Here is a 20,097-nt window from a genome sequence, read left to right on the forward strand (position 1 = left end):
GTATTCACCATCATTACCATGAAATAAAACAAGCCAGCAACAGGCTGGCTTGTTTTAACTATAGCCCCAAGTAACTTCAAGTTACTTGGGTATAGGCCTATCTATATGTTCTCATCCATTACTGGCGAATCATCCTGTTGTATTCCCGAGGCATCATCATCAAACGATGCGCTGTCATCCATAACATCAACCCCCTGGTTGGTATTGTCACCTTGGGTCCAATCCCCATTTTGCCTATTATCGTCTTGCATAGCAGGTTGACTAGGGTTGCTCCCCCCCTTATTACCTTGCATCGCATATTCTTCAGATACATCCATCGTTAGTGACCCTGAAGCCCCATCGATTGCAGCACCTAAATCAGATTGCCCTTCAAACTGCAGCGTCGCTTCACCTTCAAATTCATTTGATAACTTCATCAGCAGTGGCTTTGAGAGGTTCCCACTAACGGTATAGGAGCCATCTCCATTGAGTAACGCATTGGCAATCGTCGCCCCCTCGGGTAGATCGCTGATCTCTACCTGCTCCACATCAGGGTTGTTAGCTATTTCATCAGGCACTTCGAAGTGAACATTGTTCCCAGGAGCTGCAGTGATATCACTGTCTGCCTCCTCACCCTCTTGCTGGGCAACCTCAACAGACTCATCGACTGTTGATGTTTGGGTATCCACACCCTGACTATCCCCTTGCTGTGATTCAGCCACTTCCGACTGACTGTCTGGGTCTTGGTACTCATCGACATCCAGTGACAACTGATGAACAGCCGTTGTTTCCCCATCTGAGGAAGTGACTTCAAGAGGCAACTGACCGGTAAAGTCATCATCACTCCAGAACACCCACCAACCTTCTTCATCTTCTATTACCGTACCTTGAACGCCATGGTAATCAACCGCAGTAATTGTTGACTCTTCCCCTAAGTTCAACGCATCTAATAATATGCTTTGCGTGAGCTCCAACGACCCCATTTCATCTAGCATAAATTCAGAAGGTTCCGGCTCTGCTACTTCCACGTTGAAGTGAGACTGAATACTGCTATTACCGTCAGTGGCAACAAAAGCGATTTGTGCTTGACCTGCAAAACCTTGTGCGGGTGTGAAGGTGTATTGTCCTTCACTGTTGGTTTCAAGTACCCCTTGCCCTCCAATCACTTGGACAGATTCGATACTTAGTTGATCGTTCTCCGTATCTGATAATTGCCCTAACATATCCGCATCGGTGAAGCTTAGTTCATTACCCGAGCCAAGCTCGGTAGTGGTGATATGATCCACTGCAGGCGCACTATTAGCACTTTCCTGAGCTTCAGCGCCAGTAACCACAATACTGCTTTGCACAGCCACCAAGTTGCCGCCTTGATTCACCTGGTAGGCGAAATCGACTGACCCTTCTTCTCCTTCTGCTGGCGTGAAGGACCAAGTTCCATCACCATTATCAACCAGCTCGCCCTGAGAGCGATCTATCAGATGGACACCCAGAACCGAATCACCATCAGTTGTCTCCACCCCTTCAGCCATATCCAGCAAATCGTCCAACGTTAGCAGAAGTGTCTCCCCCTGCGCGGTATCGAAATCGGCATAAGCTTCCGTTGCCTCAGGCAGTGCATTCGATGGCTCATCTCCATAATCTGCCGTAGTCGCAGAAACAGTAATAAAGAAACTGCCGTTGAAATTATCTGGCGGAGTTAATGACAAGTCATCAAAGCTCCAGGTTGTGACATCAATAACCTGCCCGGGCTCTGTGATGGTAATAGTGTTATCACCATCAGAAACGACAAAGCCGACCGGGAAACCAGTGATCACCAAGTGACTTAGCTGCTCAGAAGCATCGAGCATATCGACATTAAGCCCCAGCAGTCCGGTTGTGTCTTCATCAAACACCAAAGGCCCATCATGATCAGTGGTGATCACAGCACCGTCAGCGACCGGACGAATATACACAGGTACGTCCAGTACCGTTGTCGCCCCACTAGGATCACTGACCTCGACCTGCAACTCGACCGTACCGGAATAATCATCCGCCGGCGTAAATGTCCAGCTGCCGTCTTCATTCTGTTCAACATCACCCGCTTCTTCGCCTTCAACGGTGATCACTCGGGATACAACTAGATCGTCACCATCAACATCGCCGAACAGATCTAGCATATCTTCAGCTCTAAAGGTGAAAGCCCCATCTTCATACGTCGTCAGATGCGCGTTTCCACCGTTAAACGGAGCATCATTGACTGGCACAACATCCACTTTAAGCGAACCATCCACCACGTCATCGCCATCCGAGATAGCGTAATCCAACTCAATCAAACCATTGAAATCTGCCGGGGTGATCAGGTGATACATTCCATCTTGCTGCAGCTGCAAGTTACCTGTTGGCGGCTGCTTCAACGACAGACTTTCAAGCGACAGTTTATCGCCATCGGCATCTGAAGCTTGAGAAAGAATAAATGCCGGATCTATTTCCAATATTTGATCTTCATTGACATCAAAGGTTAGTGTCGGTGCCTGAGGAAGATCTTCTACGGGTTTAACATCGACCGATACGGTTGCGGTATCAAACGAGCCGTTGCCATCGGTGACGGTATAGGTGAATGATGCTGGCCCGTTGTAATCAGGATCCGGGGTAAAGACAACATTGCCGTCCTCATCCAGCTCTACCGTCCCGTGGGTATCATCTGTCGCTTCAACCGCTGTAATAGTAAGCACATCACCATCTGCATCGGTATCATTGGCTAGCAGATCTGAAGGGGCAATAACCAACTGACCATCTTCTTCCACTTCTATTGCCCGGCTAGTAATACCTTGTTGGATATCCACCAATTGCTCGGTGACATCCATCGGCTCATCAGCCTTGTTGTGGTTGAGATCCAAAGCAAGGGTATTAGTATCTTCGCTACCGTCAGCCTGAATTGTGGTCAGCTGAATTTCATCAGACATGGTGCGGGATACCGTCATATTCTGGACAACATAGGTGCCTTTGCCACCTTCAGTGCCTAGAGTGAAATGATGTACCGGTATATCTGTGGTAAAGGCGTAGGTATCCTGTAACTCACCGGATTCACGATAGCCACCTTGTGAATCGATCAAGTTTCCGTTGGCATCAAATGCCTGAATAATTACCTCTGTTGCCTTGCTGCTACTTTCATCGAAATAGCCACCCAAGCCATCAAGCTGGAAAGTAATCTGGTTGACATCTTCCCCTTCGACCGTCACCGTGAGGTATTCATCATCACTCAGACCATTGCGACTGTCATTGCCTATCCCAGCTCCCATAGCCGATCCAGCCCCATTCCACGCAGCCAAATCCCCCTTGCTGACTTCGGTTGTAATGGTGACGCCATCTTCTTGATACACAGCCTTGTTGCCATCTACCGTGCCCCAGTCATCAACGCTGGCGGTGCCGTCAAAAACCGTTGTCGAGGTGTCATTATCAAAGCTACCCACCATGATATCGCGGGTACCTGCCTTGACGTCGTCGGTATCTGGGACAAACTGTACTTGGGCATCTGCGGGGTACTCCCGGCCGACAACCATGTCTTCCCATTCACCGTCAGCATTCATGCATTGGACCGTGCCATGCTCTGGTGCTGCCTCCAATCGAATTTGCGGCTCTTGGGCAGACATACGGCTGTCATCAGCAGCGATAACTTCATCGTTGACCGAATTAACCGTGAGATCCAAACCGGTTGCCACCGTTTCCTGGCCATCCGTGACATCGAAGGTCAAATTCAGCTCACCGTTGAAGTTTTCATCCGGCGTAATGGTGTATGAGCCGTCTTCATTACGCTCTACCGTGCCATCAGCATCTAGCTGAAGGTTTTCAGCGGCCAACTTATCGCCATCGACGTCCGACGCATTCGCCAACAGCTGCTCTTGGGACAGTGTAATAGTGCCATCTTCATCGATGGTATAAGCCAAATTCGCACTGACTTCAGGTCCATCATTAACAGCTGCGACCTGCAGTGTCGCTCCTGAAGCTACTTGGCTGCCTTCGCCATCGGTGACATCGAAACTTATTGCCAAATCGCCGTTCACATCCTGATCTGGCGTGACTACGTAGGACTTATCGCCTGTCTCAGGATCAACCACGGTGGTAAACGAGGCATTGGCAATATTAAGGTTAACTACCGACAGGTCATCACCGTCAACATCGCTGGCATTGGCCAGCAATGCCGCTTCGGTGATCACTATCTGGGTATCTTCATCAGTATTGAATTGCAGCGGGCTATTCGCATCGATAACTACTGCATCATTGACAGGCACGACATTGAAATCCAACGTTGCTGTTGTCAAGGCCGTTTCAGGCGTGTCATTATCCGCCGTCGCATCTTCGATTGCAGTCGCAGTGACCGTCAGGGATACCGGACCATGGAAGTTCTCGCCCCCCTGGAAGGTCAACAGGCTCAAATCCCAGTCGTTGATATCAACGCTGTTGTCATCGCCATCTGCGGTGAACCTATTGTCACCGTCAGTCAGTACCGCACCATCGGGCAAACCATCGACCACCAGAGAAGCCAGCGATTCCGAACCATCGGTATCACTCAGCGCGGCGTCGATATTGAGTGGTGTCGGTAAGTCTTCCGTCACCTCTTTCACGACGGTGATGGAGTCCAAAATGCCGCCTAGGCTGTTGTCATCCGGTGAATCGAACTCGATCTTGGGGTTATCCGTCGTCGCAGTAAACTGGTAGCTGTAATGGTTCCAGCCTATTTCATCCGGTGCCAGTGAATCGATCAACTGGCCTTCGAAGTAAATATCTACCTGCGAATCTTCACCTTCCCAGCCTTTTCGTGCCGACATATCAAATTCAAGTGTGACTACTTCGCCCGCTTTGACATCTAGGTTGGTGTAAAGATTGGATTCATCGCCGCGGTTGGCTTCGAGCTCAATGACACCACCACGGTTATCGCCCACGCCGTAGACATAATCCTGGTGGATTTCGATATGATTATTGGCATTGTCGGTATGCCAACCGGTTAGGGCTGTATCTTGCCCAAGCCCGAAATCTATCAGGCTCATGTCGGTCAACGATACGGTCAACGATGGCTCATCAGCCTCTGGCGTAATCGTCACCGGCGCGTTGAACACCGCATCGACCTTGGTATCGTTGACAGTGATTTTCAGCGTCGCATCACCGCTGTAGTCAGCATCAGGGGTGAAAGTCCAATCCCCGGTCTCGTCATCACGGGTAACTGTGCCACTGCCTTCAACGCTGATGTCGGTCACGCATAAATCATCATTATCAACATCGGTCACATTCGCCAGCAGAGAAGCCTCGGATATCGTAATCGAGCCATCTTCAGCAATGGTGTATGACGTCTCGGCGAAAACGGGGACATCATTAACCGCGGCAACATCTAGCGTTCCCGAAGCCGGGGTCACCGCCCCATCATTGTCATCGACATCAAAAGTAAAGGGCACTTCGCCATTGAAGTCATCTTTCGGGGTAAAGGTGAAGGTTCCATCTTCGTTATCAATCAACGCACCGTATTGTGGATCAATCTGAAGGTTTATCGCCGTCAGGGTATCGCTATCCACATCGGTGGCATTTTGCAGCAGCATGTCCTGAGTAAAGGTAATCGCTGCATCTTCGGTGCCGTCGATGTTGGTCTCTGCGACTACAGCCGCATCATTGACAGGTTCGACCGTCAACGTCATCTGGGTAGGAGTAATAAATTCACCGTCTGTAATCTCGAAAGACAGTGAGATGTCTCCATGGAAGTCTTGTGGCGGCGTAATATCAAAACTGCCATTGCCGTTATCAACAATCACGACATCCGGGTGATTGGTCGTTACATTCTGGGCAACCAGCGCATCGCCGTCAGCATCTGAAGCATTCACCAACAAATCATCCTGCGTGATGGTGATGGTCGTATCTTCATCTGTCGATGCAGCAGCAGGGCCTGTTACCTCTGGGGCAAACTCCCTTGCATCAACGTGTATAGTCTGGGTTGTGGTCGCTTCATCATTGTTTGACCGTTCAGTTGAGGTGGCCTCAACCACCAGATCAAACTCATCATTAAAGTCTTCAGGTAGTTGCAGCTGAATAGTTTCTTCAATGGCGACAGATGGCAGCACGATCGGTGTCTCACCGTCAGAGAGGATTTCACCACGGAAGATATTGCTGTTTTCTTCTCCCATATCAATGGTGAACATAAAGTCATCGTAATCGCGGTCGCCGCCTCCCAACCAGTCTTCAATCCCGTAGACTATCTGCCCATCATCATTAAGCGTGGTGTGGGTGTGCTGGAAGTTATCCTGATTAAGGTTTTCACTGCTTCCGCCATGGAAAATAGCATCACCAAACTGGCTGCGAATAACCGTTTCGGAACCATCATCACCCACAAAGACCAATTGTGGATCCGTTGATGACATAGAGGCAGGGTTACCTTCTTGGTCTCGGAACTCAAATACTCCCTCCCCAAAGCCATCAAAATCATTTTTATTAAAACCGTTAGGGATAACGAAAATATTAAAACTCTCGCCTTGTTCCAACTCGAAACTAAACGATGATTCTCCCGGTAACAAATCGCCACCGCCTCTGACCTGAGAGGCATTTTCGTACACTAGATCGACATCCGAGATATTGCCCTCTTCATCGATGCGGTAATACCCAACCGAGTTTTTAAACCCAGCGCCTTCTCCTGCGAAGGTTACTGTCACTTCGGTATCTACGTAGCTTGTTAAGCCATTGTCCTGGGCATCAAGTACTGCCTGGCCGTCATACTGAATAACCCCGCCTTCCGGCACGCCATCAATGGTCACACTGAGTGTTTCTGACAGGTCCTGATCCGTTAAGCTGGCAGCAATATTCAACGCAATAGCGTCATCAGGATCTGTGTCTAATATATTGTTCTCGAAAGCATTGCCTTCCCCATCAGTCACACTAAGCTCTGGAGCATCAGCGACCGCATCTACTGAAATGGAACCTGAAGCAGGGGAAATAGCACCATCATTATCATCAACATCAAAACTGAAGGGTACTTCACCATGGAAGTCTTGAGCGGGTGTAAAGGTGAAGGTTCCATCTTCGTTATCAATCAACACACCGTATTGCGGGTCAATCTGAAGGTTTATCGCCGTCAGGTTATCGCTGTCCACATCGGTGGCATTTTGCAGCAGCATGTCCTGAGTGAATGTGATTGCGGTATCTTCCGTACCATCGATGTTGGTCTCTGCGACTTCTGCCGCATCATTGACTGCAGTGACATCGACTGACACCGTCGCGCTATCAAACGAGCCATTACCATCGGTGACCGTATATTCAAACGATGCTGGACCGTTGTAATCGGCAGCCGGAGTAAACACCACATTGCCGCTTTCATCCAGCTCTACGCTGCCGTGGGTATCGTCGGTGGCTGTAACTTCAGTAATTGTCAGCGTGTCGCCATCTGCATCAGTATCATTGCCCAACAAATCTTGAGGACTCAATACCAATTGGCCATCTTCTTCAACTTCAATGGGTCTTGACTGAATATCACCATTGATTTCAATAAGCTGCTCGGTGATGTTGAGGCTCTCATCGGCAGTATTATGATTCAGGGCAAGCTGCAATGTATTGGTAACTTCGCTACCATCTGCCTGAATAGTGGTGACTTGCAGTTCTTCAGGCACAGTCCGGGAAATCGTCATGTTTTGCACAACGTAAGTTCCATCACTTCCCATAGTACCAAGGGTAAAGTGATGGACGGGAGTATCTGTAGTGAAAACGTAGGTGTCTTGGTACTCCCCAGAATCTCGGTAGCTGCCTTGAGAATCAATCAAGTTGCCTTGCTCGTCATAGGCTTTAATGACCACTTCTGTTGCGTGGCTATGTGTTTCATCGAAATAGCTGCCCAATCCATCAAGCTGGAAGGTGATCTGATTTACCTCCTCACCTTCTATGGTCACTGTTAGCATTTCATTCGTATCAAGCCCTTCACGGCTTTCATTACCTATACCCGCGCCAACATGGCTACCAGAGTTATTCCAAGCTGCAAGCTGACCGGTATTGACCTGGGTTGTAACAGTGACACCATCTTCTTGATAAACAGCAGTATCACCATCAACTATTCCCCAATCCTCGACCCGGGCTGTCCCGTCAAACATCGTGGTTGATGTGTCACTATCAAAACTACCAACCTGAATGTCTCGCGTTCCTGCCTGGATATCTTCGGTATCTGGCACAAATTGCATCTGGGTATTAGCCGGGTATTCCTGGCCGACCTGCATTTCGACCCACTCACCTTCCGTGTCCAGATATTGAACCGAGCCATATTCAGGCTCCGCATCTAGGCGGATTTTCGGCTCAAGGCCATCTAAGCGATTATCGTCAGTAGCAACCACGGCATCGTTAACGGATTGAACATCCACCGTTACGGTAGCACTATCAAACGTCCCGTTACCATCAGTTACCGTGTATTCAAAAGCCGCCGGGCCATGGTAGTTTGGCTCAGGAGTGAATAATACATTGCCGCTCTCGTCTAACTCCACAATACCGTGGGTATCGTCAGTGACCGAAACTTCAGTAATGGTCAGGACATCACCATCAGCATCGGTATCATTTGCCAACAGGTCTTCAGGCCGTAACACCAACTGGCCATCTTCATTAACTTCTATTACCGAATTCTGCTGGGGGTTCGCAGGGCCACCAAAGGGAGCAATTGCCGGGCCACTGGCACCATCATCGGAAGCAATAACAGCATCATTGACATTATCCACCTGAATTTCAAAAGTCTCAGAAACGGTCTCGGTATCAAAGTCACCATCAATAACCTTTTCCTTTGAGGTCGCATCAGCAACATCAACCTGAAAAGTTTCGCTGGTTGTTTCAGTATCAAAAGGAGTCTGCTCTCCACCTTGCCCTGATAGTCCGCCACCACTTCCATTTGCACTTCCACTAGCGCCCGAATCTTGGGCTTGGGCTTGGCCTTGGGCGTTTTGTTCAGCTCTGCCTTGTCCTTCTTCTTGTCCCGGTTGAGCATTTCTTTGCGCTCCGCCCCCCACCGCCTGTGGTGCAATGCCGCCATCAACCCCACCCTCTGCTTGTGGTTGAGGCTCTGTTGATTGATCTTGTCCTCTGCCAGCAGTTTGCCCCTGACTTTTTCCCGCTTCACCAGAGCCAGAATCTTCGGCCACGGTTTGCCTACCCGCCCCTTCACTGTTCTCACCGCCTGACTCATTAGCAGAACCATTGACCTGATCATTTTGCTCTGCCGCATCAGCGCCTGTAGCCGTTGTAGATGCCATGGTATTTTGCTGATTTTGCCTATCCTGCGCACGGTGCTCATCGGTACTGCCATCGGGCGTTGCGTTATGCTCGACCGCATTATTGAGTGGAGCATGTTTATCCTGATTTTGATTGTCCTGGGCCATGGAGTGCCTCCGTGCAAATGCCTGCTATTCTGTACAAATAAGAGTTTTCTAACTCTATGGATAGATTCAAATAAGCAGAAATGACAACGGGATAAAAAGAAATTTAAAACAAAATCAAAAAACATTGATATAACGCACACTTACTGTGAGCTTCATGTTTTTTTCATGATGAGATATTGATCAATAAATTAAATATTCACTCGCGACTTCGCCTTGTATTCCAGCATGAGCTAGACCATACATAATGAATAGCAAACTATGTTTTTTCAGTAACTTGGGAAGAAACCTGACTTAGGGCCATAGAAATGATTGATTACAGTGCATTTACCGAAGCGATGGATGGCGATGAAGATATGATGTCTATGATCATCGACCTCTACAGTGCAGAACATGGTGAGGATATCGAGCTGATGACAGGATTATATGCTAGCAACAATATTGAAGGCTTATACCAAGCAGCACACTCTTTAAAAGGTGTTTTGCTGACATTATGCGAAGACAATGCTTCACAACAACTCGAAACCATTGAACAACTCTGCAAGCAAGGGCAGCTTCCTGCCAAAAACCTCATTGATGACATGCTGGCTGAAGTCGCCAATGTGAACACGCAAATTGAGTCGCTGCCGCTGGCGAATTAACTCATGATAACAATAGACATTGCTTCAGGGAGTCGATGCAATGGGAATAGAAAAGCACATCAAGCATGCGCTTGTGGAAGCAAAATACAGCCAAGAGCAGGATAGCAACGATAGTGTATATATCCAAAGTGCTATGACAGCGGTACACAAGTCGTTGCTGTTACTGTTTATCGTGGTAATGCTGCTTATCGTTCTTGCCGCACAGGCAAGAATAGATATTGTTGTTTCCTCAAGGGGGGAAATTCTACTCGATTCCGATATCGAACGGGTACAACATCTCGAAGGCGGGATCCTTGATGCCATGCTGGTTAAAACTGGGGATTACGTTTTCGCCGGTCAACCCATTGCCCGTTTGCGCTCGGTAGATAGAAATACCCAGCTTGACTCAGCAACGCTTGATATCGCCAGCCTTGAAATGGATATTCTTCGCTATGTGTCCCTGATTAATCATACCGAGCCGGATTTTTCCGCTTATTCCACCTTCCCCCACCTAATCGCTCAATACACTGAGTCCTGGCAAAAAGAAGCACAGAAAAATAGCTCCAACCAAGCGCTTATTGCACTGGATATCGAGCACAAGCAGAAATTGGTCAACTCGATGCAAAAGCGTATCGCAAGTTCGCGCAAGCAGCTTGGCTTGATCCAAAAGCAGCTGACAATTAAAGAAACCCTCTACAAGGAAGAAATGGCTTCTTATATCGATGTGCTCAACATGCAAGTACAGGAAGCGAATATGGTGAGGGAAATTGAAAACCTGACCGAAGCGGTCATGAATGAGAAATTCCAGTTTGCCCGGTTAGAGAAACAATTAAAAGACACCATTGCTAACCGCAATGCGGGTTACCAAGCCCAAATTAACCAGCTTGAAAAAGATCTCTCGCTGAAAAAAGCCCAGCTGCCGCAACATACCGACAAAGTCGAACGCCTGACGGTTTATTCACCTATTGACGGCATTGTTGACAAGATCCACTTCAATTTTAAGTCGGCAGTGATCCCTGCCAATGAGAGTATTGCGGATATCTCGCCGATTCATAATACGCTGCACGGCGAAGCGAAAATCGCTAAAAAAGATTTGGGCTTTGTGGAAGTCGGCCAAGAGGTCAAACTGAAGTTCGACACCTATAACTTTTCCAAGTATGGCTTTATCAGCGGCACTATCGACTCGATCAGCCGTTCATCTTACCAAGAAGAAGAAAACGAGTTTTACATTGCCAAGATTGCTATCGAAAAAGATTTTCTGGAAGACGGCGGGGCAACCTACACCCTCTCGCCCTATATGGAATTTACTGCCGATATAAAAACTGGCTCCCGTTATGCCATTGATTACGCCTTGAAACCCGTGGTCAGCGCCATGGAAGATGCATTTGACGAGAGGTAACCAGCAGTGAAATTGTCAAGAAAAGCGCTTATTCGGTTTATTGTCATCTTCATGACCATTGGTATTGCCTGCCAAATGGCCATTGGCCTGCAATGGCATAGCCAAACAACGGAGTATAATCAGGCTTTAAGTTCCGAACTAGTTACTAGCAGCCATCGATTAAATCACACCGCTCAAGGACTCATAAATACGCTAAAGAGTTGCCGAACCACCGAGTGTCTTGCCGGGACTGTGATTGATACACAGGCCAATACACTACAGCAGGACATCAAACGCTTTAAACATGCCGCGTCGATGGAAAAAACCACGATCAGCTTGGTGGGCAATACCCTATACCCTCAGCTGGAGCTGGCGCTTGTCAGGTTTAATACTGAAAGAGATCACCAGCAACTGCTACAGACGATGTTGCAGTTATTGCCCCAACTGCAGACCACGCAACAGAATTTGGCAGCCACCATAAATAATGATTTTCATCAAAGCCAACAAACCTTGTTCTATCGTGCACTTGTGGTATTTCTGATTTTCGGCCTGATCTTATCCGCCCTATTATTACTTCTGGTGACGGCTTCCAAGCAAAAAGGACGTCAGTCAGACCACGCTCAGTCAGATGTCAATGAGCTTGCCAACCAACTAGAAAGTATCTCGGTCAATGAGATCACTGATTTGTTGAATGATATCAGCACTCCCCCTGCACAACGGCGTATTTTTGCCAACCTCTCGACCATGTACCAAGATGTCGAACAGCAAAAACGCAATGCCGACTTATACCGCCAGCTCTATACCTTGATCGGCTACGAAATCCGCGGCATGACCAATACTATCCAAGGAGGCGTCCGGCTCATTGCCCAAGAGGCAGGCGAAAATGGAGCTGTTCTTGCCAGAGATATTACTTTAGCGACCAATACACTTTCTGAATTGGCAGATAACTATAACCGATTGATTTCAGGCGGTAACTCCGCCTCTGCGGGAAATGTTACCTTCCTTCCCCTAATGTCTGAATTATTGGTCCATTTGAGTGCTAAAACTCAGCATTCACAACGCCACTTAGAATGTCATTTGGGTAGCAATTTACCGGGCGAGATTGAAGGTAACCCAACCAGTTTATTTTGGGTATTGTTTCTACAGCTATCGAACGCTATTTCAGCGCAGAACGAACCTTATATTTTATTCCACATTAATACCGAATCGGCTGACGAGGTGGAGCAATCACGAATCATCTTCGAGATAGTCTTTTTACCTAGCAATTCACTCAACTTGCTAGATATCAAAAATGCCAACTGGCAGATGCTTGAAGAGAAAAGTGGCATTAATGACGAATGGTCAAAAGCTATTCTCTCCAAAGTCACCCGTTTTGAATCTACTTGGCTGAAATCAGAAATCACCCTGAACGACAACGATCAGCAGCCACAGCAAGCCAATATGCAGAAGCTTCGGATTGGTATTGATATTACCCCTAAAAGCTTCCATCAAGCTGAGCGCTCTCTTGAGAACAAACACTTGATGATTTGCACAGACTCACAGCTACAAATCGACATTATGTCGAAGATGCTGGCACGCTATGGTGCAACGGTTGAGATCATCCGCTCTGCCAACGATATCTTTAAGTCGCTCAACCGGATCAATGACTTCGACGGCATCATCATTACCGATACGATCAAAGGCATCCAGCTCAAGTCGTTTTGTAAAACACTGCATTCTAGGCTGAAAAAGAGCAATAAAACCAAACTGTTCTTGGCAGCATCTGAATCCAGCACGGTACAAGATACCCATGAGTTTGTAGACCGGGTTTTCTTCACCCCTTTCATTCCCCATGAGCTGGTTCCTAACCTTACAGAAGCCATGCAGGCAACAGAAGAAGCCGACGAGCAAACACAAAATGCTTTCCTGATTGTCGAGGACGACAAGGTACAGCAGTTCTTGCTGAAAAAGCTGCTTAGCAAACAAGGTTATGACGCCCATACCGTTAACGACGGCGCGCAAGCTGTCGAATACATGAAAGAGCACGGTGCCGATATCGTCTTCATGGACTGTATTATGCCGGGCATGGGCGGTATCGAAGCCACCAAACTTATTCGTCAACGTGAACAAGACTTGGACGTCTATCACCCCGCCACCATTATTGGCGCAACCGCACTCACCAGTGCCAGTGAACATAAGTCATGTATTGAAGCAGGGATGGACTATGTCATCAGTAAGCCGTACAAAAATGATGAAATTATCAAAGTTATTAAAAAATACATGGCCATCAAGAAGATCTGCTAATTCGCTAGTGGCAGTCTGTATATCTGCCTCTCTTGGGTTGCCGGTAAAAGCTGCTGATCTGCTCAATGTAGTGGACGTGGCTTTACAACGGAATTTATCGCTCAGTAGTGCCGAAACCAATTTGGCCGCTACTGAGTATGAGCTTGATATCAACCGGGGCAAGTTCTTGCCATCGTTGAATGTGTCGGCCAATACCAATTGGAATGATGGGACGACGCACAAATACAGTAGCTCTGATGACAGAAACAGCTATAACAACCATGGTGTCAATGTCACCCTGACCCAAAGCTTGTTTGACCTAGGAGATATCTATTCCCACGGCAGTACGCAAACCGATATCGATATCGAGTCGTTAAGAACCGAGCAGACCCGGCAACAAATTATCAGAGAAGCCGCAACGGCCTATTTTGAGTACCTGAAAAATCAAGCTCAAATAAGGGCAACCCAAGCCGAATTAGACTCATCGGAAGCCAGGCTAACTCTGATCAACCGCAATATTGAACTGGGAAATGTTGCTGGTACCGAACGCTATGAGGTGCTCGCGCAAAAAGAGCGGACTGCTGATAGCCTGCGTACCCTGAGAAAAGACCAACGTATCATTCTCAATAATCTCGCCAATATTGTTCAGCAGCCGCTGAAACCCGATTTCGATCTGCAGTCTAGCATTCAGTTTGAGGCTATTTCTTCTGCCCGCCAGAATGAACTCAATAGCATCATGTACACGTCTGATCTGACCTTGCTAATAGCAAAGCAAGAGGTCAACAAAAGCCGGCAAGTGTTAAGGGAAACTGGCTCCACCTTCGTTCCTTCTCTAAAAGGCAGTATTGGATACACCTATGACAACACTAACGACGCATCGGCTAAGATCTATCCGGATAAAGGTGTAACCGAAGAAACGGTTTATACCCTGACTCTGGATGTGCCGATCTTAAACGGTGGGCGTGACTACTATCGCTACCAGCTAAATAAAGTCGACATAGATAGAACGGAAATCGACCTACAGAACAGCAAAAATTTCAGCCAGCAACAGTTTGATGAGTTCATTTACAACATCAATGATTTTTCGGCTTCGCTAACCAGCCTGACCACCATAATCCAGGCAAACTACGCCTCTTATATCGGTATTCAAAAAGCGCACAAACTCGGTACCCGTACCATTACCGACCTGCTTTCGGCCGAAAGCAAGTTGTACGGCAGTATTCGTGATTACGAAAGTGCCCGCTATGACTATGTCATAAACCTCATTCAACTTAACGAACGGATCGGCAACCTCAATATGGCCACGGTCGGTAAAATCGCTGAGCAGATGTCCCCCATGGGTGATGACAGTTCGCAATCCCCTATTCCGCTCCACCTGATGGTTCAATGACGGAGTAAGCAATGAAAAGCCAACCCTTTACCCGAAAAATAAGCCCGTTGGACAAGCTGTACTTGCTGTTCTCGACATTAATGACCACCCTGCTCGGTTTGGTGCTGCCTTTCTCCATCCTGATCATTTTTGACCGTATTCTGCCAAACCAGTCAACCAACTCCTTGATGCTGCTTTTTGCTATTATTCTGCTGGCTATCTTCCTCGATTACCAACTCAAGCGGCAGGAAGAAAATTTGGTGTCAGTGATCATGAAGCGCTTTGAAAGCCAGTTGACCAACAGAGTCTTCCTCGCCATCTGCGCCGCCAATATTGAGCGTTTCAACCGGTTGGAAATGGGGGAATACCTGGAGCGCATTGCCACCATAGGAGATATCAAACAGTTTTTCGGTGGTGAAACTATAAAGGCAGTGATCAATGCGGGGACCAGTGCTATCACTGTGCTGATTATTTTGCTGATCAACGTCTGGGCTGGGTTGGCGCTCATCACCGCTTCCATCGCCTTGCTGTATGCTGCACGCCTGCTGTCTAAACGACGGGTCGAGGTACTTTCCCAACGTTCAGATATCGAAGGGATGACCAATTCAAAAATTATCGAGATTGTTTCGAACCCTCTGGATATAAAAAGCCGCACCATGGAGTACCGCATAGAAAGCATCATGGTCGAAATGATAGGAGAGCGTGAAGAGCAGAGCATTGCCTATGAGCGCTTGGAGTCTTCGTTCAATCTGACGTTAAACCTCATCCAACAACTCTCCGTAGCGATTGTCGTCGTTCTCTGTGCCCTATCGGTGATCAATTTGGAAATTAGCCAAGGGGTAATGGCAGCCGTCATCTTACTGACAAACCGCTATTTCGCTCCCTACCAGCAGGTCATGCGTACACTGAGCCGCTGGAGAACGAACCAGCTCAACGTTCAGCGCATTGCAGAAGTACTTGAGCTTGAATCTAGCCAACCAAGCTCACTGGAAAAAGAACCGGTTAACACCCTGTTCGTCTCCCCTCTCAATGATGGTACTGAACCGTGCATACCCGTCATGTCTTTATCAAAAGGTCAAATCCACCTGCTGACAGGCCCTAGTGGCAGCGGGAAAAGTCACCTTCTCAGGTGCTTAACTCGCGACAGCCATGACGATAATCTTCGGGTAACGCTTGGCGACAAAAACATTTGTGAGATTGACTATAGCCATTGGCGAGATAATGTCATCAAAGTGGATAAAAACGCCTCGCTAGTAGAGGGAACCATCATTGATAATCTGACCTGCTTTCAGCCGCACCTTAACAGCGCTGCGTTCTCCCTATGTGAAAACCTGGCAATCAAACAAAAGATCGATGGCCTCAAAAACGGTTTTTACACCAATATATCAAGCCATAGCCAACTGCCTTTTTCACGCCAAGTACTGTTTGCACTGCTCATTGTCAGAGCCCTGCTCAGCAACAAACCGGTATTGTTAATTGATGACATCGACATGGTTTACGACGAAGAGTTCGGCCGCTTGCTGTTAGCTTGCATTACCCCTAAAACGAATAATTTTATCTGTGTCATAGCGAGCAACAAACTGGGTCATTCAGACCCTCGCTTAGTTAGCCATAAACTTGCTTCAAGGGTCGCCGCATGAGTGTATTAATCGATTTCAGCAATACTGACGAGCGGCTAGGCGACTTTGGCTCTGCCAAGTTCAAGCAGCGCTACAAAAGCTCCCCAACGCTGCTGGGGCTCGCCTATACCCTCGTCACTTTGCAGTGGGAAGGGACACCGGAGATCCTCAGTGATGCCTTTGTTCCCAAAGCTAGGGATGTAGATAGCTTTGCTTGTACCTTAAGACGTTTAGACTACGAATGTAATGTACGACATCTCGCCAGCATGACGCAGCTTACAGAGGTATCAACTCCTGCATTTGTCCAGTTTGACAATGTCTGTACTGTTTTTCTTGGTATCGAGAACGGCCAAGCGAAGTTGTTCGACTATCGTAACAACGTCCTCATTGAACACCCGCTAACCACTGATAGCTGCACAGTATGTGAAATTTCAAGCTACTCAAAAATATTCCGAGAGCCGCCGCCTGAATCGCAAGACAAATCCAACTGGATTAAATACGTGTTCTACCGTTACAACAATGAAATCAAAAGCCTATTGCTGCTGAGCCTTATCATCAATGTATTAGGCGCGATGCAACCCTTCTTTATCATGGGGGTATATAGCTTTGCCCTGAGCCCTGGTTCACAGACTACACTGTTTTGGCTTGCCGGGTTTGCGGTTTTTCTCGCCTTATCCGAGTTCGCTTTCAAGCGAATGCGAATGAATATTTTGGCTACCTCGGGGAAAGATCTCGCGACCCACATTTCGCAAAACGTTATCAGCAAATTGCTGTGGCTCCCCTATTCGATGACATCATCGGCAGGCGTCTCGTCGCAGTTGGCAAGGCTGAAAGATATTGACCAGTTCCGAAAGCTGGTAACGGCAGAATCATCCCTCAGCTACTTCGATATGCCCTTTGTGATCATCTTTATCATGGCAATCACCATTATATCCGGCTCTGCGGCTCTTACCGTCTTGGCGGGGATCGCCCTTATGCTGTTCTTCTGTGTCTATGCCCGCTATATCTATAACCAAGTGACGGCCAGAAGTTCACGCGCCAATGCCATGGTGTCCTACCAGTGGAACGAGTTGCTAAGAAATATCGTAAGCATCCAAGGACTTCCTTTGATCAGAGTGATCCGCTCCCGCTTCCAAGCCGCTCATGGCCAAAGCCTAGAGGATGCCAAAGGCGTATCGGTCACCAATGGTAAAATCCAAGCAATGGGGCAAGGGTTAATCCAAGCGATTGGTACTGCCAGCATTGTGACAGCCGTTTTTGGTGTGATGGCCGGCGAAACAGATGCGGGTGCCATGCTTGCTATTATTATTCTGGTTTGGAAAGCGCTTGGCCCTATCATGGGGATCTACAACTCGCTTACCAAGTTCAAAACCATCAAATCAGCCAGTGCTCAAATCAATGCGCTGATGTCACTCAATGATGACCGCCATTCGCTGGAAAGCAGCCCACCTATCCGTCAATTCAAAGGCAACATCGCCATTTCCGGGCTTACCCACCGTTATCAGGGGGCAGCAACAGGGTTAACCAACCTCGTTTTAAGCGCTCAGCCTGGGGATAAGATCTCCATTTCCGGAGGCTCGGGATCAGGGAAAACGACCTTACTCACCATTTTGGCCGGCCTGGAAGAAAGGTATCAGGGAAACGTTCTGCTCGATGGCTATAACATCAAGCAGTTCAACAACTTTCGTTATAGAAAAGCGATCAACTACATACCGTTTGAACTGCATATCTTTGATGGTACGCTGGAATCGAACTTCATTATTCATGATGGCGTCATATCATCCGAGCAAATGGAAGAAACCATTGAGTTTTTCAACCTAACTCCTTGGCTGCCAGACGGACTGCAAACCCAGATGTCGACAGAGTTTGTCCAGCAGCTTCCAAATGGCGTACAGCAACTGATTAGAATGGCGCTGGGGCTCGGCAGTTGCGATCAAGGCATTATCATCATTGATGAACCCTTCGTAGGAAGTGAAAGGGAATACACCAAGTACATCAACAAGCTGTTTACCGAAAAGCTTGCCCAGGCCACGGTGATCTACACCACCAATGACAAAGCCTATATTGCCGCTTCCACCAGCTGCCTCTTACTCGACAACGACGGAGCCCAGAAGTACTTTGGCTTCCCGGATAAAGTAATTCAGACGATGAAGGGGTAATTATATTTCAACTTGGGCGGCTATTACCGCCCAACCTATCAGCTTCACTCTTTTATACCCACAAATCAAAGCCACTGCGATGATTAAATCATCACCCTTTACTTCTCACCACTAGCCCTATAGCTTGTAGGCATAAAGCACGATAAAGGAACATTCAATGAACAAGGATTTGCGCAACCAATGCCATACCATACTGCCTGGAAACCAGGATGAGTCACCCGCAGAACATTTCCAAAAAATGGCTCAATGGTGCGAGCAAAACGATATCAAGCATGATATCTATGGTGAAGGTAAGCTAATTAAGTCGTTCGAGCAAAAGGTTGCCGACCTACTGGGTTTTGAGGCCGGGATATTTGTCATCAGTGGCACCATGGCTCAGGTAACCGCCCTTGAGCTAGTCTGCCGGCAGAAACGCAACCCGATTGTTGCCATGCATGAGTCCAGCCATATTACCCGTTTTGAAAGACAGGGTTACCAACTACAGAACCGTTTTAATGTTCTTCCTGTCGGTAATATGTTTCGACCTTGGACAAGGAAAGAGCTGCAGGCGTGGCCAGATGAAATTTCAGCCGTATTATATGAATTACCAATGCGTGAGTTGGGTGGGCAATTACCTTCGTGGGATGAGCTAAGAGACATCAAGCAGCACTGCCAGCTGCAAAATATCCACCTGCATATGGACGGTGCCCGCCTGTTTGAGACAGCCGCGTATTACGAGAAATCTTACCAAGAAATTGCCCACGGCTTTAACAGTGCCTATGTCTCTTTGTACAAGGGAATCAACGGACTCGGCGGTTCAATGCTGCTGGGAGATAAAGCGTTTATTGAGCTGGCGGATATGTGGATGAAGCGCCAAGGCGGTAATGTCTATCATCGAACCCCTTACGTTGTTTCTGCCGCCATGCAGTTTGATGAGCGCATCGCGATGATGCCGGCTTTGTTCGAAAGAACGCAGGAAATCTACTCACTGATCTCTGACTTCCCGCAACTCGCCGTCAACCCGACCCGCCCTCATTGCAATATGCTGCACTTGATCCTGCCGCTGAGCTATGAGAAAACCGTGGAGCTGTGTGAAAAATTAGCAACCCAAAAAGGCATTTGGCTGGGTAACCCACAAATAGCCCAACATCCTGATCAGTCGGTCATTGAATGGTACATCGGTGACAATTTACTGAAGATGGATAACGAGCAGCTTAGGGAGGTTTTCCAACTTATCGTTGGGCAGATTTAACAACCTTCAGGCCAGCGTACATATTGATTGATGATGAAAAGATACAGATCGCAACTTCATTTACTCTTAGGCCAGTAAAATTCAATAATGCCATCCTATCTCATCATCAATCTGTTACTACTCC

At 47.7% G+C, this 20,097-nt stretch carries 8 protein-coding genes; 7 read left to right on the forward strand and 1 reads right to left on the reverse strand.

Going from position 1 to position 20,097, the window contains the following annotated elements; all coding sequences use genetic code 11:
- Positions 1–101: 101 nt before the first annotated feature.
- Entirely contained in the window at positions 102–9,338 is a 9,237-nt protein-coding gene (locus R2X38_RS02585; RefSeq protein ID WP_317520484.1) for a tandem-95 repeat protein, read from the reverse strand.
- 305 nt (positions 9,339–9,643) lie between these two features.
- On the opposite strand from R2X38_RS02585, the gene R2X38_RS02590 reads away from it, so the two are divergent.
- The 7 genes from R2X38_RS02590 (at position 9,644) to R2X38_RS02620 (ending at position 19,973) form a co-directional block, all read left to right on the forward strand.
- Positions 9,644–9,976: an Hpt domain-containing protein gene (locus tag R2X38_RS02590; protein WP_317520486.1), complete on the forward strand. Its 333-nt coding sequence runs from the start codon at positions 9,644–9,646 to the stop codon at positions 9,974–9,976.
- A gap of 40 nt (positions 9,977–10,016) precedes the next feature.
- Positions 10,017–11,354: an HlyD family type I secretion periplasmic adaptor subunit gene (locus R2X38_RS02595; RefSeq protein ID WP_317520488.1), complete on the forward strand. Its 1,338-nt coding sequence runs from the start codon at positions 10,017–10,019 to the stop codon at positions 11,352–11,354.
- Positions 11,355–11,360: 6 nt separating this feature from the next.
- Entirely contained in the window at positions 11,361–13,616 is a 2,256-nt protein-coding gene (locus R2X38_RS02600; protein WP_317520490.1) for a response regulator, read from the forward strand.
- On the forward strand, positions 13,564–14,985 hold the full coding sequence (locus tag R2X38_RS02605) for a TolC family protein (RefSeq protein WP_317520900.1): 1,422 nt from the start codon (positions 13,564–13,566) through the stop codon (positions 14,983–14,985). The genes R2X38_RS02600 and R2X38_RS02605 overlap by 53 nt, the downstream gene beginning before the upstream one ends.
- Before the next feature lie 11 nt (positions 14,986–14,996).
- Positions 14,997–16,604, forward strand: a complete 1,608-nt coding sequence (locus tag R2X38_RS02610) for an ATP-binding cassette domain-containing protein (RefSeq protein ID WP_317520492.1) — start codon at positions 14,997–14,999, stop codon at positions 16,602–16,604.
- A complete protein-coding gene (locus R2X38_RS02615; RefSeq protein ID WP_317520494.1) occupies positions 16,601–18,742 on the forward strand; it encodes an ATP-binding cassette domain-containing protein in 2,142 nt (713 codons plus the stop codon). Before R2X38_RS02610 ends, R2X38_RS02615 begins: the two co-directional genes overlap by 4 nt.
- A gap of 157 nt (positions 18,743–18,899) precedes the next feature.
- The gene (locus tag R2X38_RS02620) at positions 18,900–19,973 is read left to right on the forward strand and encodes a threonine aldolase family protein (protein ID WP_317520496.1); all 1,074 of its coding nucleotides are present in this window, start codon (positions 18,900–18,902) and stop codon (positions 19,971–19,973) included.
- Positions 19,974–20,097 lie beyond the last annotated feature (124 nt).

Source organism: Photobacterium rosenbergii, from assembly GCF_033022775.1.
Lineage (GTDB): Bacteria > Pseudomonadota > Gammaproteobacteria > Enterobacterales > Vibrionaceae > Photobacterium > Photobacterium rosenbergii_A.